Annotated in this window: 25 protein-coding genes; 12 read left to right on the top strand and 13 right to left on the bottom strand. The window is 45.5% G+C overall.

What is annotated here, in order from left to right; translation table 11 throughout:
• Positions 1-662: 662 nt before the first annotated feature.
• Positions 663-1,940, top strand: coding sequence for an RNA-guided endonuclease InsQ/TnpB family protein (locus QUB66_RS06215; protein WP_332966826.1), 1,278 nt, complete (start codon positions 663-665; stop codon positions 1,938-1,940).
• A gap of 331 nt (positions 1,941-2,271) precedes the next feature.
• Entirely contained in the window at positions 2,272-5,013 is a 2,742-nt protein-coding gene (locus QUB66_RS06210) for a CHASE4 domain-containing protein (protein WP_265233489.1), read from the top strand.
• Between the two features lie 368 nt (positions 5,014-5,381).
• Here QUB66_RS06210 and QUB66_RS06205 read toward each other — a convergent pair whose 3' ends face one another.
• The 6 genes from QUB66_RS06205 to QUB66_RS06180 all read right to left on the bottom strand — a co-directional run bounded on the left by QUB66_RS06205 (position 5,382) and on the right by QUB66_RS06180 (position 9,637).
• Positions 5,382-5,990 carry a fasciclin domain-containing protein gene (locus QUB66_RS06205; protein WP_332966827.1) on the bottom strand — a complete coding sequence of 203 codons (609 nt, stop codon included), beginning with the start codon at positions 5,988-5,990 and terminating at the stop codon, positions 5,382-5,384.
• Positions 5,991-6,158: 168 nt separating this feature from the next.
• Positions 6,159-6,938, bottom strand: coding sequence for an MBL fold metallo-hydrolase (locus tag QUB66_RS06200; protein WP_332966828.1), 780 nt, complete (start codon positions 6,936-6,938; stop codon positions 6,159-6,161).
• Between the two features lie 259 nt (positions 6,939-7,197).
• On the bottom strand, positions 7,198-7,785 hold the full coding sequence (locus QUB66_RS06195; RefSeq protein WP_265233493.1) for an anthranilate synthase component II: 588 nt from the start codon (positions 7,783-7,785) through the stop codon (positions 7,198-7,200).
• Positions 7,786-7,964: 179 nt separating this feature from the next.
• Complete coding sequence (locus tag QUB66_RS06190) at positions 7,965-8,423, bottom strand: diacylglycerol kinase family protein (RefSeq protein WP_332966829.1); 459 nt, start codon at positions 8,421-8,423, stop codon at positions 7,965-7,967.
• Positions 8,424-8,634: 211 nt separating this feature from the next.
• A complete protein-coding gene (ybeY, locus tag QUB66_RS06185) occupies positions 8,635-9,171 on the bottom strand; it encodes an rRNA maturation RNase YbeY (protein ID WP_332966866.1) in 537 nt (178 codons plus the stop codon).
• Between the two features lie 244 nt (positions 9,172-9,415).
• Entirely contained in the window at positions 9,416-9,637 is a 222-nt protein-coding gene (locus tag QUB66_RS06180; protein ID WP_265233495.1) for a DUF3285 domain-containing protein, read from the bottom strand.
• A 432-nt stretch (positions 9,638-10,069) separates the two neighbouring features.
• Between QUB66_RS06180 and QUB66_RS06175 the strand changes: the two genes are divergently transcribed.
• Together QUB66_RS06175 and QUB66_RS06170 are read left to right on the top strand one after the other, a co-directional pair.
• Positions 10,070-10,921: a hypothetical protein gene (locus tag QUB66_RS06175; protein WP_332966830.1), complete on the top strand. Its 852-nt coding sequence runs from the start codon at positions 10,070-10,072 to the stop codon at positions 10,919-10,921.
• Between the two features lie 95 nt (positions 10,922-11,016).
• Positions 11,017-11,952: a DUF1350 family protein gene (locus tag QUB66_RS06170; RefSeq protein ID WP_332966831.1), complete on the top strand. Its 936-nt coding sequence runs from the start codon at positions 11,017-11,019 to the stop codon at positions 11,950-11,952.
• Here the strand turns inward: QUB66_RS06170 and QUB66_RS06165 are convergent.
• From QUB66_RS06165 to thrS, 3 genes are all read right to left on the bottom strand, one after another.
• Positions 11,949-12,758, bottom strand: coding sequence for a DUF4058 family protein (locus QUB66_RS06165; protein ID WP_332966832.1), 810 nt, complete (start codon positions 12,756-12,758; stop codon positions 11,949-11,951). The genes QUB66_RS06170 and QUB66_RS06165 overlap by 4 nt on opposite strands.
• A 30-nt stretch (positions 12,759-12,788) precedes the next feature.
• Complete coding sequence (locus tag QUB66_RS06160) at positions 12,789-13,577, bottom strand: DUF4058 family protein (protein WP_332966833.1); 789 nt, start codon at positions 13,575-13,577, stop codon at positions 12,789-12,791.
• A 112-nt stretch (positions 13,578-13,689) separates the two neighbouring features.
• Positions 13,690-15,516 (bottom strand): threonine--tRNA ligase, encoded by a 1,827-nt coding sequence (gene thrS / locus QUB66_RS06155; protein ID WP_332966834.1) that lies wholly within the window; start codon positions 15,514-15,516, stop codon positions 13,690-13,692.
• Positions 15,517-16,051: 535 nt separating this feature from the next.
• On the opposite strand from thrS, the gene QUB66_RS06150 reads away from it, so the two are divergent.
• The 3 genes from QUB66_RS06150 (at position 16,052) to QUB66_RS06140 (ending at position 19,026) form a co-directional block, all read left to right on the top strand.
• Positions 16,052-16,381: a DUF2605 domain-containing protein gene (locus QUB66_RS06150; protein WP_265233501.1), complete on the top strand. Its 330-nt coding sequence runs from the start codon at positions 16,052-16,054 to the stop codon at positions 16,379-16,381.
• A gap of 158 nt (positions 16,382-16,539) precedes the next feature.
• Entirely contained in the window at positions 16,540-16,851 is a 312-nt protein-coding gene (locus QUB66_RS06145; RefSeq protein ID WP_265233502.1) for a DUF2973 domain-containing protein, read from the top strand.
• Positions 16,852-17,031: 180 nt separating this feature from the next.
• The gene (locus tag QUB66_RS06140; protein ID WP_332966835.1) at positions 17,032-19,026 is read left to right on the top strand and encodes a DICT sensory domain-containing protein; all 1,995 of its coding nucleotides are present in this window, start codon (positions 17,032-17,034) and stop codon (positions 19,024-19,026) included.
• A gap of 228 nt (positions 19,027-19,254) precedes the next feature.
• On the opposite strand, the gene QUB66_RS06135 is transcribed toward QUB66_RS06140, so the two are convergent.
• A complete protein-coding gene (locus QUB66_RS06135) occupies positions 19,255-19,548 on the bottom strand; it encodes a hypothetical protein (protein ID WP_265233504.1) in 294 nt (97 codons plus the stop codon).
• 107 nt (positions 19,549-19,655) lie between these two features.
• Between QUB66_RS06135 and QUB66_RS06130 the strand changes: the two genes are divergently transcribed.
• The 3 genes from QUB66_RS06130 (at position 19,656) to QUB66_RS06120 (ending at position 22,038) form a co-directional block, all read left to right on the top strand.
• Positions 19,656-20,075, top strand: coding sequence for a peptidoglycan-binding domain-containing protein (locus QUB66_RS06130; protein ID WP_265233505.1), 420 nt, complete (start codon positions 19,656-19,658; stop codon positions 20,073-20,075).
• 299 nt (positions 20,076-20,374) lie between these two features.
• Positions 20,375-20,800, top strand: a complete 426-nt coding sequence (locus QUB66_RS06125) for a photosystem I reaction center subunit II PsaD (protein ID WP_265233506.1) — start codon at positions 20,375-20,377, stop codon at positions 20,798-20,800.
• Positions 20,801-21,174: 374 nt separating this feature from the next.
• Positions 21,175-22,038: a GNAT family N-acetyltransferase gene (locus QUB66_RS06120; RefSeq protein ID WP_332966837.1), complete on the top strand. Its 864-nt coding sequence runs from the start codon at positions 21,175-21,177 to the stop codon at positions 22,036-22,038.
• Positions 22,039-22,088: 50 nt separating this feature from the next.
• On the opposite strand, the gene QUB66_RS06115 is transcribed toward QUB66_RS06120, so the two are convergent.
• Complete coding sequence (locus tag QUB66_RS06115) at positions 22,089-22,319, bottom strand: hypothetical protein (protein ID WP_332966838.1); 231 nt, start codon at positions 22,317-22,319, stop codon at positions 22,089-22,091.
• On the opposite strand from QUB66_RS06115, the gene trpE reads away from it, so the two are divergent.
• Positions 22,270-23,817 (top strand): anthranilate synthase component I, encoded by a 1,548-nt coding sequence (gene trpE / locus QUB66_RS06110; RefSeq protein WP_332966839.1) that lies wholly within the window; start codon positions 22,270-22,272, stop codon positions 23,815-23,817. The genes QUB66_RS06115 and trpE overlap by 50 nt on opposite strands.
• Positions 23,818-23,895: 78 nt before the next feature.
• Here trpE and QUB66_RS06105 read toward each other — a convergent pair whose 3' ends face one another.
• Positions 23,896-24,225 (bottom strand): XisI protein, encoded by a 330-nt coding sequence (locus tag QUB66_RS06105; RefSeq protein ID WP_332966840.1) that lies wholly within the window; start codon positions 24,223-24,225, stop codon positions 23,896-23,898.
• 65 nt (positions 24,226-24,290) lie between these two features.
• The gene (locus QUB66_RS06100) at positions 24,291-24,635 is read right to left on the bottom strand and encodes an element excision factor XisH family protein (protein WP_332966841.1); all 345 of its coding nucleotides are present in this window, start codon (positions 24,633-24,635) and stop codon (positions 24,291-24,293) included.
• A 202-nt stretch (positions 24,636-24,837) separates the two neighbouring features.
• Here QUB66_RS06100 and QUB66_RS06095 point away from each other — a divergent pair, with 202 nt between their 5' ends.
• Complete coding sequence (locus QUB66_RS06095) at positions 24,838-25,722, top strand: PhzF family phenazine biosynthesis protein (protein WP_332966842.1); 885 nt, start codon at positions 24,838-24,840, stop codon at positions 25,720-25,722.
• Positions 25,723-25,861: the final 139 nt, after the last annotated feature.

The following is a 25,861-nucleotide window of genomic DNA, read 5'->3' as shown; positions in this document are numbered from 1 at the left end:
TCACTGCATAAGAGTTTGCAGTCTGCCTACAGTTGCATCCATAAAAATAATACGGGAAGCGGGAAACGAGCGCGACTTTAGTCCTGAGAGGAAAGCGACGCGGGGACTTCAGTCCCCGTGTCTTTCTTGGTTAGCAGAATGGTGTGGATCTTCTTTATAGTTCTTAACGACTTCATAAGAAGAAATACGGTAAGTGGGAAACGAGCGCGACTTTAGTCCTGAGAGGGAAACGACTCGGCGATTTCAATCGCCTTGAATCTTCTGTTATAATTGAGCAGTGAGTAAGAATAATCAACTACGTGTTGAACCATTCCTAGTACGGCGAAATTCCGGCTACTTAGTACGGGGCTAGATACCCAACACAAAAAGAGCAAGTAATAGCAGGATGGGGAGCGTACCGAATTTTGGCTTTGCGTTGAACTCCGAAAACAACCAAAAGTAGAAAAGTAAGCGCAATAGCAGCGTCGCAAGACAGTTGTTCTGAGCGAAAGCGAGGCACTTTGACAATGCCTTTGAAGATTGCTTCGGCGGTCTATTCAAGAATCTCAGTCTATGAAAGAGCTGAGAGTGTCAATGCTAAATAAAATTGTGTTGTCGTAACTTGACTTGTCTACTATATTCCTTTAAACTAAATAAATCAATTAATTTTTTAGGAAAAAGGGGTGGCTAAAATCAAAAAAGCAATGGGAGTACAACAAATATTTCTAGCTCCTAACAAAGAAGTTGAAGCAGTGTTGCAGTATCTCTGCCGGCAATCGGGAAAGCTGTACAATAGCGCTGTTTATTTCGCTCGTCAGACATTTTTTAAAACGGGAAAACTGCTGACAGGAAAATTCGACTTATCTTTTGAACCGTCAATTTCTAAATCGATGGTTGCTAAGTCACTGCCTTCAACACCCATGCAGCAAACTCTGATGTCGGTGACTGAGGCATTTAAAAGCTTCAAGGAATTGAAAAAATTATATCTTCAAGGTAATTTACACTTTAAACCTAAACCGCCGAACTATCTAACGGGGCCTAAACTATTTAAAGTAGCTTACCCCAATTCGGGAGGACTAAAGCCAGCCCTTGTCGGTAATCAATTGCGATTTTCCCTGGGTTTAACAGTGCGACGCTGGTTTGGGATTTCTGAATTCTTTCTGCCGATGCCATCAAATATTGACTGTGCAAAGGTTAAAGAGTTCACGATTCTCCCGAAAAACGGTGCTTTCTATTTGGAAGTGTCTTACGAGGTAGAATGCCAGCAGCATAATTTAGATCGCAGTCAAGCATTATCAATTGATCTGGGAACTGCCGACAATTTAGCTGCTTGTGTTGACACGTTGGGAAATTCTTTCTTGCTCGACGCTCGCGTTATGAAGGCGATGAATCAGCTTTGGAACAAAAAAATAGCGACCAGGAAAGAAGGGAAGCCCACAGGTTACTGGGATAGTTGGCTAGACCGCGTAACCCGCAAGCGCAATCACCAGATGCGCGATGGCATCAATAAAGCTGCGAAGCTAATTGTTGACCATTGTTTGAAACACGGTATCGGCAATCTGGTAATTGGATGGAACCAAGGGTTTAAATCCAATGTTGATATGGGCAGTCTGAACAATCAAAAATTTGTTCAGATGCCTTTGGGTAAGTTGAAAGAGCGCTTAAATCAACTTTGTGATTTACACGGAATTCAATTCACTGAAACAGAAGAAGCATACAGCTCCAAAGCTAGCTTTCTTGATGGAGACTCCCTACCCAGATACGGTGAAAAACCGCTGGGGTGGAAAGCATCTGGACGGCGAATTAAACGCGGATTGTATCGCTCTGCGAACGGAAGTTTAGTTAATGCGGATCTTCACGGTGCCGCTAATATTCTCAGAAAAGTAGCTAGTAAGTTAGGTGTAAAACTTGACCGACTGGGTAGACGGTGTTTGGCTACCGTAGCGAGAATCAGGCTTTAGTAATAACTAAAGTTATTCTGTCAGCAGAATCGAGCGTGGCTTCAGCCCGCTTGAGTGTCAATTCTGAAACTGGTATAACGGTTCTCAAGCGTGGTGAGGAGAGCCTCATGCCCTATGCCCTATGCCCTATGCCCTCATCTTTCTAAGAAAGGCTATATAACGAATACTTGCACAATTTTATTGGTTTGTTGGATATAGCAAAGCGAAACCAAAACCTATTTGTTCGGTACGAGTACCTCAACCCAACCTAATTTATGAGGCGATTTTCCCGTTTGGCGAAGATCTTGTTTAACAAAAAACCAGCTCTCATCCCCATGCCTGAAGTCACTGGATGTTACCTGTATACTTTTTAACTAGGCAGCGATACGGTGCGTCAGACCAAAAACTCGAATTACCCGACTCCCTGCCTGCAGACTGGCGCTGCGCCAGCAGCCAGGATTCAGGAAACAGCAGTAAAATTGCTCCTGAGTTGATAATTTCGGACGGACAACACACACTCGGCAAGATGAAACTGCGTCGGAAAACACTATCAATAGTTGGCATTACCATCGCTGGATTGACTGGCATTCTCTATGCAGCCTCCTCCAGTATCCTTTTGGGCAGCCTTGTCAAAGCAGAGGAACAAGAAGCCACACAGGTTGTTAAGGGAGTGCTCAGCGTGTTCGGGCAAACCGCAGACGACTTCAACTCGCGCTTTGCCGACTGGTCAGCCTGGGACGACACCTACGCTTTCATCCAAAATGGTAACAAAGAATTCATCGCCTCAAATTTGATTCCCGAAGGACTGGCTAATGTGAGAGTTAACATAGCCCTATTTGTCAATACTTCGGGCAAAATAGTTTACGGTACGGGTTTCGACAGCCAAAAGGTGAAACTAACGCCTGTTCCAGAAGCCTTAAAACAGCACATTTCTCTGGGCGACCCGTTGTTGCAGCACCCCAACGTCAACAGCAGCCTCGCCGGTATTCTGCTGCTACCGTCAGGGCCGATACTGATTACTTCCCGGCCAATTGTCACTACAAAAAGCACTGGCCCGATTCGAGGCACGCTGGTATTCGGGCGCAATTTGGATGCTGCGGGCATTGCCAAGCTTTCTAAAATTACTCGCTTGCCGCTGATTGTACACAGCGTTAATGAGGCTGAGTTGCCGGCTGACTTTCGGAATGTGCGCGATAAACTGTCGGCAAAAAAATCGATTTTGGTGCGTCCTGTCACCGAAGATTTGATGGCGGGTTATGCTTTGATCCGGGATATTTACGATCGACCAGCGTTACTTCTACGGGTGGATATGCCCAGAGAAATCTACCGCCAAGGTCAAACCAGTTTGCTGTACCTGCTGGTGTCTGTAGGCTTAGCGGGAATCGGATTTATCGGCTGCACTCTGCTGCTGATAGAGCGTCTGGTGCTTTCTCGGTTGAGCAGTTTGGCTTCATCAGTGAACCGCGTCAGTAGTAGCCAAGACCTCTCGGTGCGACTGCCGGTCACGGGCGAAGACGAGTTGTCCGACCTTGCCCATACTATCAATGGAATGCTCGGGGCGATCGCCAGCGCCGAAAACGAACAACTAGAAGAAAAAGCCCGCTACCGAGCCGTAGTCGAGCAAGCTACAGACTGCATTTTCCTGTGGGACGCTCAAACCAAACACCTTTTAGAAGCCAATACAGCCTTTAGAAACTTGCTCGATTACAGTCTTGATACGATTTCGCAACTGACTATTTACGATATCGTCGCTTACTCCAAAGACCTAATTGACAGCAATATCGAGTCCCTGCTGGCGGACAAACAATTCAGAATTGGCGAAGTTCTCTACCTGCGCCGAGACGGTTCCTGCGTAGACGTGGAAGTAAGTGCCAGCGTGATTTCCTACGGCGGCCGCGAGATTATTTGCACTGTTGTCCGCGACATTACCGAGCGCAAGCAAGCCGAAGTCGAACTCCGAGCCTCGGAAGAACGCTACAGACTTTTGTTTAAAAATAATCCCCATCCGATGTGGGTTTACGATTTAGAAACTCTGGAATTTATAGCCGTCAATCAGGCTGCTATCCACCACTACGGCTACACTCGCGACGAATTTCTCAACATGACCGTTGCAGATATTCGTCCGAGCCCAGAACTACCGACATTGCTAGAAAATATATCCCAAGTAGATACCAGTATTGATTTTGCCGGTGTGTGTCAGCACCAGACCAAAAACGGCACAATTATTGATGTAGAAATTACTTCTTATACCCTGATATTTGATAGCAGAAATGCTGAATTAGTGCTGGCTCACGACGTGACTGACCGCTTGCAAGGCGAGGCAGAACTGTACAAAGCAAAGGAAGCCGCAGAAGCAGCTAATTTGGCTAAAAGTCAGTTTTTGGCTAACATGAGCCACGAACTGCGAACTCCTCTGAATGCGATTATCGGTTACAGCGAGATTCTGCAAGAAGATGCTTTAGATTTTGGCGAAGACAATTTTGTGGAGGATTTGGCAAGAATTCACAATGCAGGCAATCATTTACTGGGATTGATTAATGATATTCTGGACTTGTCGAAGATTGAAGCAGGTCACGCGGAATTTGAATTAGAAAATTTTGACTTGTTCGAGGCAGTTCAAGATGTAGCGAGAACTGTTGAACCGCTATTTTTCCGAAATGCCAATCGGCTGAATGTTGAGTGTCCTCAGAATATTGGCGAATTGCATTCGGATAAAATTAAGCTTACTCAAATTTTGTTTAATTTGCTCAGCAATGCAGCTAAGTTTACTCGGCAAGGGAAAATTACACTCAGCGTTGAAAGAATTAAAAATGACGAAAATAGTTGGGATGGTGAACAGTTAATTTTTCAATGTACTGATACGGGAATTGGGATGACTCCGGAACAGCTACAAAAGTTATTTCAACCTTTTACGCAAGCTGATGCTTCGACTACTCGCAAGTACGGAGGTACGGGTTTGGGTTTGGCAATAGCGCAGAAATACTCTCAGATGCTGGGGGGAGAAATTACGGTGAATAGCGAGTTGGGCAAGGGGTCAACTTTTACTCTCATGTTGCCGGCAAAATTGTCATCTAGCCCAATACGCTTAGATTAGCGCTCTCAAACGAATTTGATCTCACGATTTGATCGGAAATACAGGCATCTAATTGCCAGTAGGGAACGGCACTGCCTTCGGAAAGTCTCCACAACCCTGGAACGCTTTGTAATCTCTCGTTTACCGCCGAGGGCAGATCCCCCTAAATCCCCCTTAGGAAGGGGGACTTTGATCCACTTCTGGTTCCACCCTTTTTTAAGGGGGGCTAGGGGGATATGGTCTTAATTATCAGACAGAAGACAGGTGATACATTTGACCTGGTTGTTGACACTCCGAAAGGCGCGGCGCCGTGTCCTGGCTTTTGCCGTTTCCTTACTTTGCGTTCATTTAACCAAATCTGACATCATTTGAGACCAAAAATGCTAGTCTTACTTCGCATCAGCAGGGATCAAAACCTTGTCAATTACGTGAATAACGCCGTTGCTAGCTTTGATATCAGCTTTCACAACATTAGCACCGCTAACAGTAACTTTGCCTGCGGCAACTGCCACTTTCAGCGAGGTACCTTCAACACTTTTAACATCGCCCGATTTGAGGCTGGTAGAGTAAACAGTACCCGGAACAACGTGGTAAGTCAAAACCTTAACAAGTTTGGCTTTGTTAGCTGGTTTCATCAAATTTTCCAAAGTTCCTTTTGGCAAAGCAGCAAAAGCCGCGTCTGTCGGTGCAAAAACAGTGAAAGGGCCTTTTCCTTTGAGAGTTGTCACCAAACCTGCTTCTCCCAAAGCCTTTGTCAATGTCTTGAATTGAGGGTCGCCAGATGCAATAGCGACAATATCCTTAGTGGCGGCCATTGGTGCCGGTGAAGCCATTGGTTTCATATTTTCTGCAACTTGTTGAGTTGGAGTTGCATTATTCACATTGGTGTTGGAGTTGATGTGAGCCCAAGCCGGGAAAGCAATCAACGCGCTAGCGCCGATTACTCCTGCCAAACCTGTGATTTTTTTGCTCCAGCTAGGTACATTTTGATTTTTCATTACGCTTGTATTTCCTTATGACAATAAAACAGTGAACGTGAATTCTTATGTTAGCCAAATTTCCTCAAAAGATCAGGTTGGGAAAGGCTAAGGTAGAGATAAAATGAGCTGGAATTGTCGATCGACCAAAACTCCCTAACTATAACGCAAGCTTAGGGAAAAAGAGTCTCAACTCCCAAATCTATAACTCAAAACCTCAATCACCGAACCTGTTTGGGGTAAATCAGCAGATTTGATCGAAATCGTGTCACTATTCAATCGGCGCACTGGCGTACCATCCATCAGGGCCAAGAATTCATCTAGCGACACTAAATCGCACGCTGCATCGGCGGCTTGGGTTTTGTAATGCGTGGGAATCACCATTTTCGGTTTGAGAAGTTGCACAGTTTGCTTGGCTTCCGCCGGAGTGTAAGCTTTCGGCCCTCCACCCACGGGAATTAGCAAAATATCCGGCCGCCCAATCAGGATTTGTTCTTCAATGCCGATCGGCCCAGCAAGTCCACCCAAGTGTAAAATCTTAACACCAGCTTGCTGCCAAAGCCAAGCCACATTCACCCCAAATCGCTTTCCTCCCTCACGGTCTTTCTGCGTCCGAATGCCTTGAATCCTGAGCCCGTTCGATCGATAAGCGCCCGGTTCGTACAAAAGGCCAGGATTGCCAGAAAATCCGTCTACCGCCCCTTCATCGAGCAATCTGCTGCTAATCAGAATCAAATCTGTAGGTACTTTGGGAGAACGATAGCCTGCCGTACAGCCCAGGGGGCGAAAAGGATTCACCAGCACCCTCGCACCGCCACCTGTAAACAAAAAGCAAGTGTGGCCCAACCACTGAACCGACAAAGAATCAGCAGTTTGAGCTTGATAGCTTTCCCATCCAGAGGGCAAACCAGTTGCTAAAGCTGCTAGCAAACCCGTCTGTGCGTAACGTATTAATTGTCGCCGTTTCATCTTGTGGTTGGGTTATCGGGTGTTGGTCGTTTGTTGTTATACCACAAAACACAGTCCGGTGCGAAATGTGTACTCTAGTCTTACCGTAAGGTGCGCACTGCGTACTCTACAAATCGAGAGAAATTCAACTAAGCAAATCCACTTGATTAAACGTAAAATACGGCTCGCGCTCAAGCTGGGTGTATATGTTTTTTCTTTCTTCCTTCTTCCTTCCTTCCTTCTTCCTTCTTCCTTCTTCCTTCTTCCTTCTTCCTTCTACTTAAAGCCGTTCTAAGAAATTCCGCAATAATTGCTTTCCCGAAGTCGTCAAAATACTTTCCGGGTGAAACTGCACACCTTCAATGTGCGGATATTCTCGATGCCGCACGCCCATAATCGTGCCATCTTCAACCCAAGCCGTAACTTCCAAAACTTCAGGACAACTCTGCTTTTCTATTACCAAACTGTGATAGCGAGTTGCAACCATCGGTGATTCTACTCCTACAAAAACTCCGACTCCTGCGTGTTCTACCTGAGAAGTTTTGCCGTGCATTAATACGGGTGCAGAAACAATTTTGCCGCCGAATACTTGACCGATACTTTGATGTCCAAGACACACGCCTAAAATTGGTAAAGTCGGCCCCAATTCTTTGATTAATTCCAGAGAAATTCCCGCATCTTCCGGTCGCCCTGGGCCTGGAGAAATAACCACTGCTGCGGGCTGCAATCGGCGAATTTCTGCTAAGGAGATTTGGTCGTTGCGGTAGACTTGGACTTCTTTTGCTACGGGCAATTCAGCGCCGAGTTCTCCTAGATACTGTACCAAATTGTATGTAAAACTGTCGTAGTTATCGATGACTATAATCACGGGTTAAGTTAGATTTTAGGTTTGAGATTTTAGATCTTAGATTGAGTCGCTGCCTGAATGCAATAGTTTGAAGATTTTAGATAGATGCCCAAGATTAAAATAGCTGCAATATGTACAAATAAAACTAAAAGCCTCAAATTGGTCATCTAAAATGTAAAATTTGCCTGGCCTATAAGTTACTAACGGACGATCGCAATTTGAACAACTACCCACAAGGGAGGAAGCAGCAGTGCAGCAGCGACAATCGCCGCGGCCATTGCGGATACCAGAACGGCTCCGGCAGCGCAGTCTTTGGCAATTTTGGCGAGTTCGTGGTAAGATTGCCCAACGGTTAAGTCTACCACCGATTCGATCGCCGTATTCAACAATTCCATTGCTAAAACTATACCAATTGTGACACCGATTACTGATATTTCTACAGGTTTCAGGTGCAAAAATAGTCCTAGTCCGATCGCCAAAGTGCCAATAATAGTGTGAATCCGAAAATTGCGCTGAGTTTCAAAGGCATAAGTCAGCCCACCCCAAGCGTATCTAAAACTCGTAGCTAAACTAGAGGCGATTTTCCAGGACAGTTCTCGTCTGTATTTCAAGGGCTTTTTTGACTCGTGGACTGTCGGGCTCGAAGAGTCTTGAGGCATGATCGCAAACGGTGGGATGTTTGATGAAATTGACGGTCTATCTATTGTCATAACAACCAACTTTAAGTTACAAAAATGAATGCAAGCTAGACTTGTAAAATTCACTTCATCAAGTCTAGGTAACTTTCCTCAGCTTTTGGTAAAGTTTTGATGTAATTTTAGAGAGTTATGTTGAGCTTGGCATGATTGGTTAAATCAGTATCAATGTCAGTTATGGTGTTTGGATCTCAAGACCGATCGCGCGCAACAATGTTTCTTGTCGATCGAGCATTTGAGTCAGACTTGCTTCATCCGGGTGATCCCAGCCCAAAAGATGTAGAAAACCGTGGGATGCCAGCCAAGCTAGTTCGGTCTTCAGGGGATGTCCTTGCTGCTGGGCTTGTCGCTGCGCTGTGTCGATCGAGATAATGATATCACCCAAGTATAGAGGTTCCGATGACTGCATTTCCTCTAACTGAGGACAGTCTACCTCTAAAGATGCGAAAGCTAGGACATCGGTCGATCGATCTTGTTGACGATATTGGGCGTTGAGGGCTTGGATATCGGCATCGGCGGTGAGACGCAGACTGACTTCGTAGCCCGGGGCGACTGGCACATCCGCCTCCTGGTTTTCCAGCCAAACGCTAAACCAATTTTCCCAGGTTTCGGCTGCAATCTCCCCGCTGGGTTGATTCTCCGGGTGGTTGTCAGTGTCGGCGGATTGTTGGGCGAGTCCATAACAGTCTTCGACGTTCACCTCAATTAGCATTTTTCGCATCTGTTGTCAAGCAATATATTCAATTTTTTTACAATTTCAAATTGGGCGATCGGGCGGCGGGGACTTTTTGCTTTAAGCAGGCAGATTACAGGAATCTGTTGAAGATTGCAATGGGTCGATCGCGCGATCACATCAAACGGCGCGGTATTTAACCCGCGGAGGCGCGTGAGTGTCTGTATCGAAGCGGTTTCAACCGTCCGGTATTCAACCGCCGCGGTTTCAAGCGCCGGGTATTCTAAGAGTTGAAATATCGATCAAGAAAAGCCAAACCGACGAGTACGCCCAAAAGTCCGGCCGCCGTCAAAGCAAAATGAAACAAAGAAGTCGCGCGCTTGCGAACCATATTCCGCATCGCCAGCTTGACATAACTCGGTGGAGGTGCATTGTTTGTCGGCGCGATCGGAGTTTCGGCGGCGAGCTCTTCGGAGGCGGGAGTTGTGGAGGGAGATTGATCCATAACGGTTAGTTTTGAAGGTTAAAAGGGCGAATGCTGAGGACAGACTCGCCACGATGGTAACAAAAATGTAACGTTTTGTGTAGCTGTTTTGAGTTTTTCGATCGCCCCGGACCCATTAAAGGGGGATTATACCAACAGATTAATGTGCGATCGGGCTGATTATCACTTCGATATTTTCTTTTCATCTTCAGATACACAAGGATAAATTTAATTCCCGATCCGTGTTTCTCAGGGGTTAAACAAAAATTTTAAATTGTCAAGTCCCACAATCAAGTGACACTCACTTGAGTTAACTCAAGTGAGTGTCACTAGAAAAAGGGACTGTTAACCAACCACGACGAGCAGTTATTCATAGAGATAGCCACGGAAAAACATAAACAAATTTTTCCGGGTAAAGACTAGCCCAAAAAGTTAAATTACTCTGAAAACAACATGGAAATTTCCACCTTTGAAATCCTCGCAAAGCCGATCGCACCTGTGAAGGGCATCCCTGCAGCACTCCTCCCAGTGGCTCGCCGAGTCGTTCAAGGATACTTTCTCACCATCTCCAATCTCGAAGCGATCGACTTGCGATATCGGATTGAGTTTACCGTCAGCTTACCCGTGCCGCCAGATCCTAATAAAATCTTGCTTGACAAGAAGAACGTTTTCTTAGTTGTTGATGTTGAAGGCGCTAACTTCGAGGTACCTCTGACTCAGGTGAACGGGAAACCGAAGGTATATCGTGCGTTTTTCACCATACCCGCTCACAAAACAGCATCTGTTGAATTGTTGCCCAAAATCCCAGAAGCTCTGGATCCAGGTTTGTTGGAAGTGCGCGGATATGTCTCACTATTTTTGCCGCCAGCACTCATCAAATTTCCACTGCCTGGACCAAAACCCATACCCCTACCCCAACCCCAAAGCAAAAAACCAGTCAAGGTGTTATTGAATCCCGAAATTCGCGGTACTTTCTTGCCGAATGATTTCCCATCAAAAGCTAATACTGGATTCGACTTCGATCAAATCAATTACACTTTGGCGATCGCCAGTGGAAAAGGCTTGAACGAAATTCCTCCTGAAGGAGGCAAACTACTTAGCATCGATTTGGAAACTCTTGAGCCGATTTTGGAACAGTTAAGCAACGGTACTTTGGACTTGGCTAGTTTGGAAGCCGACAATTCAGAAAAAGGTCAACTGCTAGTGGAACTGCTAGCCCAACTCGATCCCAGTGATGTCAATTTGAAAGATCTAAATACAGTGATGGAAAAATTCGAGATTCCTGTCAGAATGTCTAGCATCTAGAACTGTTAAAGGGTAAGTAACTGTAGGGTGGGCAATGCCCACCTTACGTTTACTAACGTTTAATTACGCCCACTTACTCACTGAGCTTTATTCAAATGTCGAACTCATTTAAATTTCAGCCTGTTTCTTTTAGTTGGGTAGCTGTTCATCCGCAGCCCAAAGGTGTTATTCAATTTATTGGTGGAACTCTTTTTGGTAGTTTGCCAACTTTGTTTTATCGATATTTTTTACAGCAGTTGTTTGAAGAAGGTTATACCGTAGTTGCTTTGCCATTTAGATTTACTTTTCGTCACTGGCCGATCGCTATTGGGTTATTAAAAGAACAGGAGATCCTGAGAACAGAACTGACCAAAATTTCTCAAAAATTAGGCTATGAAAGCGAAATTTATCAAGAACTATCGAGTTATTTTTGGGTAGGTCACAGTCTGGGATGCAAGTACATTGCTCTTTTAGAATTTTTAAGCGACGATCGGTATCCAAATATTGTGAATAAATTCTGCGATCGCCCTGACTACGAACAGATTCATAGCTTAATCGAAAATCTGGGCATCGACAGACCTTCAATTAAAGACCAGCCCTCGTTATTAATTGCTCCTGATATCAGCAATACCGAGAGCGCTATTCCAGTGCGATCGCTAGCAAAACTGTTAGACAAATTCCGTTTAGGAGTGCTACCAACCAGAGAACAAACTCAATGCTTTATCGCTAATAGTTCTCTGTTTAATTTGACTGCAATAATTTCTTTCGATCGAGATAATATTGCTGGTTCTATCAATGATATCAACAAAAGTCTAGAAGAACAAAAAAACAGCGATGTACTTTGGCTCATACAACAGCTAAGTAATAGAAAATTGCCTTTATTGAGCCAGGAAATAGAAGGCAAACATTTAGAGCCGATTGGCATCAAAATCGGTAATTATATTGTTGACCTCAATCCTTGGGATAAATTCATTAAACCCCTGAAAAGCCGATTCCTTGAATATTGGTCTGTTCATTTTTTGGATGCTTTGAAAAAGCGGTTAGGCGCTTAACTATCCGTTGTTATTTGCGATCGCCCTCTTAACCCCGTCTCCCGCAACCAAGCATCAGCCCAAACAGCATCCGGTTCCGACAGCGCAGGCACCGGTTCGGCGGTGTAATCTATTCTAAAGTCATAGGCGGCGCGATCGTAAACCCCATTTAATAACGCTTGTAAATCGACAATTGGTTCCGCATCGCCGCTACGCAAAGGCAAAGGAAAAGCCGGAATTGCATCTGGTAGATTAAACAAATACAAATCAGCCGCGGGGCGACAATCTCCCCGACTCACCAAAATCCGATAACTTCCCTCAATATCATTCCCAAAAACAGGCAAAGGTTGGTAACTTCGCAGCAAGTCAATTTCCACTAAGTGCGATCGCCCTGCGAACACTTTATAGCGTTTTTCCTCATACATCTCCCGCCCTTTGCCGCGCTTGTTCGTCGGCGAAAGCACTTCTATTACTGTAACTACTTTCTTAGTTTCCTGTTCTATTACCTGCAAATAACTTTCTCTAACTTCCACCGTTGTAGGCACTCTCACTCTCAAAGCTGTCACAGACGGCGACATGACAGCAACATTTCCAGTGCTAGAAGTTGCTGGAATTGGCGATCGCTGCACGGCCACATCGGGAATACCGACCAATAAAGCATCTTCCCCGCTGATTTGATAAATTCTTTGTTCAATGTCCACTAAATACTTAGGCAGCAGTTGCGGAGTCAAAAAATCTGCGATCGCCACTATCAACCGATTGTGAACCGCCCGCCAAAAATCAGGACTTTCTAAATAGGGATTCATCCCCGGAAATGGATTAGGCATAGTAATATATTGTTGAAATTTTCCACTACATTAACCCCTTAACCCTGTCTCCCGCAACAAACCATCAGCCCAAGCAGCATCGGCTTCCGACAGCGCAGGAACGGGTTCGGCGGTATAATCGATTTCAAAATCATATCCCGCGCGATCGTATACTTGATTAATCAGCGCTTGTAAATCCAAAACAGGCTCTACGTCTTCTGGACGCAAAGGCAAGGGAAATGCAGGAATTGGATCGGGAATGTTAAATAAGTACAAATCTGCGATCGGACGTTGATTGCTGCGACTGACTAAAACGCGACAGTCGCTTTCATTATAACCTCCAAACACTGGCAAAGGTTCCCCACCGCGCAACAAGTCTATTTCGACTAAATGCGTACTGGTATCAAATATTTTATGTCGCTTATTGCCATACTTTTCTCGACCTTCCCCCCGACGTTTATTTGGAGGTGAAAACACTTCAATAACTGTTACAACTTCCTTTGTCGCCATGTCGATTACCTCTAAATATCCTTCCCTAAATTCTTCCGACACTGGGATTCTCACTTTTACAGGTTCCACAGTGCGGGCAGCGACAGCAACATTAAATGATACCGGATTGGTGGGATAGTGTTTATGTTCGATAGAGACATCAGAACTACCTAATAATAGAGAATTTTTACCTTGAATTTCATAAATTCGCTTTTCAATAGCGACGCGGTATTTGGGGCGCAATTGCGGAGTGAGGGACTCTTTAATCGCACTAATCAGTAAATGATGAACTTCCGGCCAAAAGTCAGGACTTTCTAAATAGGGATTCATCCCCGGAAAAGGATTAGGCATAATCGTACCTCCCGTTGATTACTATCATTTTAGCAAACAGATTAGAAAAACGCAGACAATATCAAACTATCATCTGCGTTAATCCCCGTGCATCTGCGGTTAAAAAACTCCCCTAAAAATCGCCATAACTACTAATAGCAGCCTGCAACCTCCCAAGAACTTCATCAACCGAAATCGCCCCCAACTCCCCAGAAGCACGAGTCCGAACATTCAAACTATTCGCCTCAACCTCCTTCGCACCCACAACACACATCACCGGAATTTTATCCTTCTCAGCATTGCGAATCAACTTACCCAAACGCTCACTACTCTCAACTTCCGCGCGAATATTCAGCGCCTTCATCCTCGCCTCCACTTCCTTAGCAAACGGCAAAAACTCCTCGCTAACAGGCAACAACCGCACCTGAATCGGCGCTAACCATATTGGGAAATCCCCCGCGTACTGTTCGATCAAAATTCCTATCAAACGCTCCAAAGAACCGAAAGGAGCGCGGTGAATCATTACCGGACGCTTGCGAGTGCCATCTTCAGCAACGTATTCCAAATCAAAACGTTCTGGCAAATTGTAATCTACCTGAACAGTCCCTAATTGCCATTCTCTATCCAACACATCTTGGAAAATGAAATCGAGTTTCGGCCCGTAAAAAGCCGCTTCCCCAATTCCTTCAAAATAATTCATTCCCAAAGTTTCCACCGCGCGGCGGATTGCACCTTGCGCCTTTTCCCAAGCTTCATCGGAACCGATGTATTTCTCTAAATTATTCGGATCGCGGAAACTCAAACGCGCCTTAAAATTCTTCAGTTGCAAACTCTTGAATACTGACAGAATCAAATCCACCACGCTCAAGAATTCAGCATCCAACTGTTCCGGCGTGACAAACAAGTGGGAATCATCCACCGTAAAGCCGCGCACCCTGGTTAAACCACCCAATTCTCCCGATTGTTCGTAGCGGTAAACTGTGCCGAATTCGGCTAAGCGCATCGGCAATTCGCGATAGGATCGCAACTCGCTTTTGTAAATTTGAATGTGAAAAGGGCAGTTCATCGGTTTCATCACAAAACCCTGTTCATTTGCTGCCGCTTCTGCGTCTTCAGCCATCAGCGGAAACATATCTTCTTTGTATTTCTGCCAGTGTCCCGAAATTTTGAACAAATCAACTCTGGCAATGTGCGGTGTCACAACTTGCAAGTAGCCGCGCTTGATTTGTTCTTGTTTCAAGTAATCTTCTAAAATACTTCTCAGAATCGTGCCTTTCGGTGTCCACAAAGGCAAACCGGGGCCAACCGCATCGGCAAAAATAAATAAGCCTAATTCTTTGCCTAATTTGCGGTGATCTCGTCTTAGGGCTTCTTCTTTGCGGTGTTTGTAGGCTTCTAGCTGTTCGGGTGTTTCCCAAGCTGTGCCGTAAATGCGCTGTAGCTGGGCTTTGGTTTCGTCGCCGCGCCAGTATGCTCCTGCTAGGCTTTCTAGCTCGATCGCCCTTCCATTCAATTCACTGGTATTATCCAAATGGGGCCCGGCGCACAAATCCCACCATTCGTCACCCAAATGGTAAAGAGTAATCGGTTCAATCAAACCTGCCAAAATTTCTAATTTGTAAGGTTCATTAATCTCCTTAATCCGGCGTTGGGCTTCCTCGCGGCTGACTTCTTCCCGAGTTACAGGCAATTTGCGGTTAATGATTTTGATCATTTCTTTTTTAATTGCCTTGAGATCCTTTTCAGTAAAAGGTTCGGGGCAATCAAAATCGTAATAGAAACCGTTTTCAATCCAAGGGCCAATTGTCACTTGAGCCTTGGGAAATAACTTCTGTACCGCCATCGCCATAACGTGAGATGTGGTGTGGCGAATTTTTTTTAGTGGCTCCGACTCGCTGGTGCGGGGCAACTGAATTTTAACGGACTCTTCTGGAGCGTTCATTGATTCTGAGCTAGACATCGGCTGAATTTAGCAATTAATGAGAGTTGTAGTTGCTTCTATCTTACTCAGAATGGGACAGGAACCGCCGACTTCCGGCTGAGGCTATTGGTGTCAACTTCAGGCTAGAACACTTCAAAAATCTCGCTTTTAGCTGAGTCTAGATCCCCCTAAATCCCCCTTAAGAAGGGGGACTTTGATCGTCGTTTCCGGTTCCCGCCTTAAGAAGGGGGGCTAGGGGGGGATCTGCGGCCTAATCGTCAGACAGCATACCTGTACTACGTTTGACGTAAGTTGATACCTGTGGACTTTCTTAATTTTGAAACTGTTGCTTTTGTTGTTTTCTGTATAACAGAGCCTTCAGCTATATACACGCTGTCTGAGCCAATATTTCCCATAATTTTGGGATTTTGACTCAAAAATTGCTCCTGGCACGGTTAAGTTTATTCACCCCCACCTGCTAGTTTTTTTAAATCCTTGAATTATTGTTAATAATATGTTACAGATTGTAAAGCACGTTTAAGGTTAGAATAAGTAGATAACCCAATTTTTATTCATGCTTAATTCCAATTTGCCGGAATCAGAGTTGCTCAAATCCCTACTGGAACCGCTGTTAGAGGATTTTAGATACTGGTTCGAGCGATCGACCACTCTCTTAGAAACTGAGGAAATTCCCTTTCTGAGCGGCGAGGATCAATCGGACTTGCTGGCGCGAGTCAAACAGGCTCAGCAAGAAGTAGGCGCTGCTAAAGCTCTATTTCAAGCAACCGGAGGTCAAGTTGCAATTGAAACCGCAGCACTGATGCCGTGGCACAGATTGCTCGCCGAATGCTGGCAAGTATCGGCTCGCTTTCGCTCATGGCAGTCAGCTCCCCGTGAAAAATAAGGAAGCGAGTTCAAGTTAAACTTGTTGTTAAATCCCAAACAAGAGGAAATGTCGCAGCCGACTTGACAAGTTCAAACAAATTTCCAGTTAATAAGTTATTACTTGCTGAAACACATTTGTAAACTGCTGTGCGGCTGTTTAGCCGGGAGGAAAATATCATGTTACACCTGCTTTATATTTTAGCTTTCACTGTTCTGGCTTTTCTGGCTGTCGGTAACTTAATCCGCAGTCTCGTCACGGTAGGTATGGAGTCCCAGCGCCCCCAACAATTCAGGGCAAATCATGGCTCCGCATCCTATCCTCGCTCTCAAGCTGTACCCCATCCAGAACTGTTAGACGAATACGGCAATATTGTCAACGAGCCGCTGCTAGTGATGCGTTCGCTGACTGTGCAAGACGCGCGCGAACAATTAGATGCTCTCTACAAATCATCTCCCGGCGGCAGCGACGAAGGGGGCGAACGACGCTAATTTAATCGCAGTCGCAGCATTTATACTCAGAGTCGCTTACTGAAATAAATAATAGGCCGTTAGTTTCTCGCTAACGGCCTATTTGTAGCGACTTTTGAGAGATACTGGAAAGGGATCGATCTCAACTTACGGTCGATCGCTCCAGTTTTGTCATCGGCAAAAATGCACGCTTAAGGGTAGATGATCGTCCCAATTCCGCTACTGGCAGAACTTCTGCAAGCATTGCCCCCACTGCGGGCACAAATTTATTTCAAATCTTCCATGACAGCGCTGTCTCACGCGATGGAAGACTTGGTTTTGGCTGGCTCCGACGACGAACCGCTAGTCATTGCTAGCTTTCAGCGAGAACGCTTCTACCTACAGGAAGCTCACCGCTATCGGCGAATTGCTGCTCTATCTTCTCAGGTATACGTGCTAGCAGTACCGGAAACTGAGTTTAAAAATTCCTCCGAACATCACGAAACTGTGGCGTTTGCACCGGAGGACGCATTAAGTCAAGAGTGGCACTTAGTGGTGCTGGGGCAACACTACTCAACTTGTCTGATTTGTCAAGAAAAAATTGTGCCGATCGAGAATCAGGACGATCGCGGCCCGCTGTTGATTGATCAAGCTCGCAGATTTGAGGGAGTTTGGACGTTCGACAGGGAGGTAAGCTGCAAAGCTGCCGAATTGTTGCTCGATCGAATTGTCAAATATCGCCCCGAATTGACCGAAAAGATCGATCGAGCGCGCACAACTTACAAGCTGGGAAACAAAACCAAAAAAATCAGGAAATCCGCGACTTCCCCAGCCGCCAAACCAGAAAAAAGCGCGCCCAAAAACTCAAGAGTTCCCAATCCCAAATTGAGCGACGCTTTTACCAAACGCTTAGTAACCTACTTGCAATCAGGCCAGCACAAACTCCTGAAAGCATACAGCGCGATCGCCGCCCAAGAACGCAAAGAACGCCTCATAAACTTAATTACAACGGCAATGCGGCAGTCTCTCAACCCGCAAGAAATCGTCGAAGTCGCAGTGCAAGAACTGGGAACAGCCCTGTCAGCCAGCCGTTGTTTGATTTATCGCTGCAAAGCCGCAGATGTGTCGGTCAAAATCGATCGCGAGTTTTTGCGCCCTGGTGCTAGTTCTCTCTTAAATCAGACTTGGCCGTTGCAGGAAAATCCAATATGGAACGACGCGGTAGCGCGGCAAGAGCGAGTTTACATCCAAGACACAGCACAAGACCCGCTGATTGTCGATACAAAATCTTTGGGCAAAATTGTCAAAAATTGGCAGATAGTCTCTTGGTTGATGGTGCCGGTGCTTTATCATGGGCGGGTTTTGGGCATGGTGGAAATGCACCAGTGCCGATCGACTTCGCCTTGGGAAGAAGACGAAATTGCTTTAGTAGAGGCGATCGCCACCCAACTCGGAGCAGCCTTAATTCAAGCAGAAACCTACGCTAATTTAGAAGAACTCAACCAACAATTAGAAGCATTAGACCGTACTCGCAGCAATCTCATAGCCATCACCGGACACGAACTCCGCACTCCGCTATCGACGATTCAAGTATGTCTGGAAAGTTTGAACTCCGAGCCAGATATGCCCCAAGAATTGCGAACAATCATGTTAGAAACTGCCCTCGGAGATGCCGATCGAATGCGTAAACTTGTCCAGGATTTTTTAACTCTTTCTAACCTAGAAAGCGGACAAGTTAAATGGAATGTAGAATCGCTGACGCTGCAAGAATGCGTGGATTTGGCCCTCAGCAGCGTGCGATCGCGCGGCGGACTCGATCGCAAGTTGCCACAAATTATCGCCGAAGTGTCCGCAGAATTGCCATTAGTGCAAGCAGACGGCGAATGGTTAGTCGAGGTGCTGTCCAAACTGCTAGACAACGCTTGCAAATTCACCACACCGCAGGGAAGCGTCACCATCAGAGCCAAATGCAACGGTTCTGCGATGGTGGAAGTGCTCGTAGCCGATACCGGGCGGGGAATCGAGGCGAATAGTTTAAAAGTAGTGTTCGATCGATTTTATCAAGAAGAAGGAGCATTGCGGCGCAGCGCCGGCGGTACCGGTTTGGGATTGGCAATTTGCAAGCAGATTGTCGCAGGCTGGGGCGGTAAAATTTGGGCAGATTCTCCAGGAAAAGACCGAGGAAGCGAATTTCACTTTACTATTCCAATTGTTTAGAATCTAGGGAAATGGCATTGCCGTGTCCATAATTTCCGCAAGGAAACGGCATTATTTATTAGTGTCAACAATCGCCTAAAAACCTTTGTATCTCTGGTGTGTATCCAAGCGTCGATCCCCCCTAACCCCCCTTAATAAGCGGGGGATAAGAGTCTACTCAAAGTCCCCCTTCTTAAGGGGGATTTAGGGGGATCTTGCCTCTGCTATCAGCGAGATATACAAAGGTTTTCAGGCAATTTTTGACACCAATGACCAATGACCCATGACCAATGACTCCCCGATGTCAACTGCTCTTTTGTGCAGAGTGTCGGTGCGGGAATAGTTGCGTAGAGATTGCATAATGTCGCGGATGCGATCGATTCCCATCTTCATTGACCCCGCAGTTTTGGGCAAATCAGCTAATAGATACTCTAAAAGTCGATCGAATCTGTTGAAATACTGCCATCGCCAGTGTTGATTCGCCAAAACTTGAGGATGCAAATGTTTCGACAGGAAAAACTTTTTTACACAAAAAACACTCAAAGCTAGATGTTACAAAATCGATTATGTCACTGAAAACTCAGATGAATTCTACCTAAGAAGGTATCGCCAACAAGCCGCAACTGCAATTAGGTTCTCAATGTCAAGTCGTGTTGGAACTAGAACAACTGCTAACCGAGCTGCGCGTTTACCGGCCGCCTGCAAAAGGAATTTTTGATAAAGCAGTTGAATTTGCTTTGAAACTATTTCAGTTTCGGGTTTTCTTGCCGCCGGACGGTATTGTCGGGCCGCTTACTTGGCAGGCGCTTGATACTCAATCTCCGGTTAATATGCCGGTACTTAAATTCGGCAGTTCTGGGGAAGCAGTCACTACTGTTCAGGAAGTTCTTAGGCTTTCCCAGCACTATCGTGGCGAAATTGACGGCGAGTTTTCTACTCAGACGGAGGAGGCTGTTCGCGCATTTCAAAAAAGCTTTGGCATTGAAGTTGATGGGATTGTCGATCGAGAAACTTGGACTGCTTTGAGTCAAATTCCACGCGGCTATGACCCTAATTGGTTCTTGACTTAGGCTGGGTGCGGTAAATGGTGCGATCGCCCGTAGAGGGTAAATTTGGGGAATGTGCGATGCTTAGGGTGCGCTACAAACACCCGAAGCATTGCGTTTTTATTGAGCTATTTTTTACGAAATTTGTATTTGATAATTATGTTTTCTAAGTTTTGCAAAAATTACAAAATATCAATTATTAAATACTAATTAGCAATGATCAGAAAAGATCGATCGCCCACAAACTGTTAACTTTCCTTACAATTTTGAGAACAGCGCGCAGTCTGAATGATAGGATGCCGTAAAATCCTTTGGATATATCTATGGCAGAAGAACTGACTGGACAACCCCCAATCTTCGGCGGCAGCACCGGCGGCTTGCTGACCAAGGCGCTAGTTGAAGAGAAGTATGCTATCACTTGGACTAGCCCCAAGGAGCAGGTGTTTGAAATGCCTACAGGTGGCGCTGCGATTATGCGTCAAGGCGACAACTTGCTGTATTTGCCCCGGAAGGAGCAGTGCATCGCTTTGGGCGGCCAGCAACTGCGGGCGAAATTCAAAATCACGAACTACAAAGTTTACCGCGTATTTCCCGACGGTTCTAATGAGTACCTGCATCCCAAGGATGGCGTGTTCCCTGAGAAGGTGAACGAAGGTCGTCCCTACGTCGGTAAGATTGACCGCAATATTGGCAGCAATCCCGATCCGATTAAGGTGAAGTTCACCGGTAAGAAAACCTACGAAGTTTAGGTTTTGAGCTAATCGCTGAGCTTGAAAAGGTAATAAGGCCTCAAAAGCTCAGTTTAGACCGATCGCCCGCAGGCCCCCCAAACAAAAGGGGAAGAGTATTCTCTTTCCTACCCATTTTTTTGGTAATTGAGGGCGATCGAGACAGGCTAGTCTCAGTTTTGCTTTTTAGTGCTGTCCTCGCTCGCTTGGTTCTACTCGCGAGCGAGGACAGCATTATAATAAAAAAATGCTTTTTCTAATGCAGGAGATGCTCCCATCGAGACTCGGATAAAAGCGAGATTTATCAATAATTTTAGGGTTGAGCTGACAGCAACGGGCCGCGCCCCACTGCTGCAAATTTCAAATCTAATTAAAACTTAATCATTAATTATAAAATGAATGTCGCAATCAGGCGAGCAACACCAAATGATATCGATGTTTGCGCTCGCATTAATTATGAAGCTTTTAAAGATATTTCCGATCGCCATTGCTTCCCTAACACAGATTTTCCGACGCAGGAATTGTCAACTGAGATTATTAGCCTTTTTATCGAAAGTCCGGTTTTTTTTGGCATCGTAGCTGAGAGTGATGGTGCGGTTGTCGGCTGCGGTTTTATGGACGAACGCAACCCGATACGCGGTATCGGGCCCGTCAGTGTCGATCGCGCTTTTCAAGGACGCGGCGCAGGGCGAGAAATCATGAAAGCCTTGGTGGAACGGGGAAAAGACGCGGAGGGCATCCGTTTGGTGCAAGAATCTTTCAACATGGCTGCGCTGTCGCTGTACGCTTCTCTGGGTTTTGAAGTGAAAGAACCTTTCGTGCTAATGGAGGGGAAGTTTCGCAGCCAGCCGCAATATGGGTTTGAGGTGCGGCCCCTGACTGGTGAGGATGTGGGCGAATGTCAGGCTTTGTGCGAAAAAGTATGCGGGTGCGATCGAACTTCCGAGATAGAATACGCCATGAATAACTATTCTCCCTTAGTGGCGTACCAGCAAGGTCGGATTGTGGCTTATACTTGTGCGGTGTCTGCTTTGGGTCACAGCGTCGCCGAAACAGAGGCAGATATGCAGGTTTTGCTCTTGGGGGCTGCTGCGTACAGTTCCGAAGATGTGCTAGCTTTCCACTTGCCGCTGAGGTACGCAAGTTTGTTTCGCTGGTGCTTGAAAGAAGGGCTGCGCGCCGTCAAACCGATGGCGGTGATGGCAGTTGGCGAGTACCAATCGCCCGATGGATGTTGGTTTCCGTCTTTTGTTTATTGATTGCAAGTAAATCCACTTAATTAAACATACAATATGTATGGATAAAAAGGTTAGTGTGTATTTCTTCTTTCTTCTTCTTTCCTTCTTTCTTCTCTTTCCTTCTTCTTCTTCCTTCTTTTCACCCGAAGAGCGAAGCCGAAGGGCATTCTTCCTTCTTCCTTCTTCCTTCTTCCTTCTTCCTTCTTCCTTCTTCCTTCTTCCTTCTTCCTTCTTCCTTCTTCCTTCTTCTTTATGATATTTCCCGATTTCTCACAATTTTCAGAACTGGCGAAACAAGGCAATTTTGTACCCGTGTATCAAGAATGGGTTGCTGATTTGGATACGCCAGTGTCTGCGTGGTATCGGGTTTGTGCCGGTCAACCCTACAGTTTTCTGCTGGAGTCGGTGGAAGGTGGCGAAAAAGTCGGGCGTTACAGTTTGTTAGGGTGCGATCCGCTGTGGATTTTGGAGGCTAGGGGCGATCGCACAACTCAAGTTTACCGCGACGGTTCGCAAAAAGTATTTACGGGCGATCCGTTTGCAGCATTAAATGAGTGTTTGCAGCCTTACAAACCAGTAAAATTGCCACAATTACCGCCGGGAATTGGCGGGTTATTCGGTTTTTGGGGTTACGAGTTAATTAAGTGGATAGAACCGCGAGTTCCCGTGCATCCGGCCAGCGAGAATGATTTGCCGGATGGTTTGTGGATGCAGGTTGATAATTTACTGATTTTTGACCAGGTGAAGCGGAAGATTTGGGCCGTAGCCTATGCGGATTTGCGCGAAGTTGGCGTTGATTTGGCCGATGCTTACGGCAAAGCGTGCGATCGCGTTTCTCAGCTAGTAAATAAGCTCAAATCGCCGCTTTCCCAGCAATCTACTCTCATAGAATGGACTCCGCCGAGGGACGAGCAAGATGTCGGTTCCACAAATGAAAATACAGAATTAGCTTACACCAGCAATATCACCCGCGACAAGTATTGTGAAAATGTCTTGAAAGCCAAGGATTATATCACAGCAGGAGATATTTTTCAGGTAGTAATTTCGCAGCGGCTGGAGGCGGAATATAGCGGCGATCCTTTTGCACTTTACCGCTCTTTGCGATTGATTAATCCTTCTCCGTACATGGCTTATTTTAATTTCAGAGATTGGCAGATTATCGGTTCTAGTCCAGAGATTATGGTGAAGGCAGAAAATACTGCTGACGGTAAAAGGATGGCAACTTTACGGCCGATTGCCGGCACGCGCCGCCGGGGGAAAACTCCCGAACAAGATGATGCTTTGGCTGCTGAATTGTTGCAAGATCCGAAGGAAATTGCGGAACACGTCATGTTAGTCGATTTGGGCAGGAATGATTTAGGCAGAGTTTGCAAAAACGGTACTGTCAAAGTTGATGAATTGATGGGAATTGAGCGTTATTCTCATGTGATGCACATTGTGAGCAATGTGGTGGGAGAATTGGCCGAGGGTAAGACAGCTTGGGATTTGTTGAAAGCTGGTTTTCCTGCGGGTACGGTTAGCGGTGCTCCGAAGATTCGGGCGATGGAAATTGTGCACGAGTTGGAAGGTTGCCGCCGTGGCCCCTATTCTGGGGTTTACGGGTATTATGATTTTGAGGGACAGTTGAATAGTGCGATCGCCATTCGGACTATGGTTGTTCGTTCTTTAGATGGAAATAAACATTCAGTTTCTGTGCAAGCTGGTGCTGGTTTGGTGGCAGATTCTAACCCGGATCTGGAGTATGAAGAAACTCTGAATAAAGCCAGGGGAATGTTGCAGGCGATTCGCTGTTTGAAATAGGGAATTGGGGCATTGGGCATTTGTGCGGCCAAAGCATCTGCGTTACCAGGCAAATATTGGCAACTAGAAAACACCAATTTAATTGAAGGCGTATTCTGTAAATTTTCTGGTAAAAGCAGATTTGAAAGCAAGTACGATATCGGTTTTTGGTACTCCGAATTCGACTAATTCTTGAGCTATTCCTGTATCTGTCCTATCCTGCTGAATCCAGATTTTATCATCTTTGAGTTCAATGTGAACTGAAACACCGTATACTCTTAATTGGTCGTTCCAGCCTGCGAGAATAACCAAGTAATGACCGCTTTCCCGATCGCGAATAATTTTAACTTCTGTTCCTTCTCGTACCACCATGTCTGAGAAGTTGTTCAGAATTTTCTCGATCGCTTCAGTATAGTTTAATTTCTCCACAAGACAATTTCCTCCGAATCGGGACGAAAAATAATTAGCTTGATATCGTATTCTTCCACACGTCCTTAAATGAATTTTAGTCTAAATAATTCATCGTAGGTTTCTAAAGGAACTGCTAAATACACAATCAAATCTGGCATAATATCTCTCAATGCCGATCGACAGTTGAGAAATTGACCGAGGGCTGCATGAAACTGGTAGAAATCTGATCGATCTCGAAAGCTTTTGACTTCTACAGCTATTTTTCTACCTGCTTTTTCTGCACTGATTAATTTTTCAGCAGTCAAATCAATAAACATTGCTAAACCTTCGTCATCGACTTGCACTCGAAAGTTTTCACGGGTAACTATCCATCCGTCTCTTTGTAAAGCAGTTTTGACAGTATCGTGAAAAACATCTTTAGCAGGCATTTAGAAACTCCATTGGGCCTACTCTCTATTTTATACTAATTATCTGGTGCGATTAATGTAAAATATCAAGGACTTAACGCATGAGACCCAGAAACCAGTTTTTTTTGCGAAATACTTGATTGAAACCCTCAGATGCCCTAAAAAACCCGGTTTCTTTAGTCGGAGTGCGTCCAAGACTTACCATTTTACCACAAACCTAATTATGAATTTTTATATAGTAGATGTGTTTGCCGAGTCAAAATATGCTGGAAATCAGCTAGCTGTATTTTGCGGCGCTGGAGTTGCCGAGCTCTCAGAGGCCGAAATGCTGCTGATAGCCAGGGAAATCAATTATTCGGAAACTACATTTGTGCGATCGCCCGATCGGCAAAATAACGGCTACGACGTGCGGATATTCACGCCCAAGAAGGAATTGCCCTTTGCCGGTCATCCGACGTTGGGCACTGCGTTTGTGTTGCAGCAAGAGATAATTGGCGAAAAGGTCGATCGGGTAATTCTCAATCTAGCCGTCGGTCAAATTCCTGTCACCTTTAATTATCATAATCAATCCGCAGATATTTTATGGATGCGACAAAACCCGCCAACATTCGGTAAAGTTTTATCAGCCGAAACTATCGCCAGCGTTCTGAATTTAGAAGTCGATGAAATTGATTTAAAATTCCCGATTCAAGAAGTTTCCACCGGAGTTCCGTTTATCATTGTACCGTTAAAAAACCTCGCAGCGCTCAAAAAAGCTCAAGTCAACTTAGACAAATATTTTGAACTGATCGATACCACAGAAGCCAAAGAAATTTTAATTTTCTGCCCGGAAACCTACAGCGACATTAATGATTTAAGCGTCCGAGTTTTCGCCCCTTCATTAGGAATTCCCGAAGATCCAGCGACGGGCAGTGCCAATGGCTGTTTGGCTGGATATTTGGTAGAATATGGTTATTGCGGGGAAGCCAAGATTGATGTGAGAGTCGAACAAGGTTATGAGATTGGCAGACCTTCTTTGTTGTTGCTGAAAGCTCAAAAAAATCAGGAAGAAATAGAAGTTTTGGTCGGAGGTAAGGTGGTGATGGTGGCTAAAGGAGCATTTGTTTAGAATATTCAAATATAGGTTCGTAGTGAGGACTTTAGTCCTCAGTTTGGATGCGGACTAAAGTCCTCACTACGAACCTATTCAGCTAACATGAGGTAGCTCATATTCATGGAGGCGTGTTATTGTTATAGTGAAAAAGTCA

The sequence above is a fragment of the Microcoleus sp. A2-C3 genome (genome assembly GCF_036706065.1).
Classification (GTDB): Bacteria; Cyanobacteriota; Cyanobacteriia; order Cyanobacteriales; family Microcoleaceae; genus Microcoleus.
Note: the sequence above shows the minus strand (reverse complement) of the source record. Positions and strands in the feature narration are given on the sequence as shown.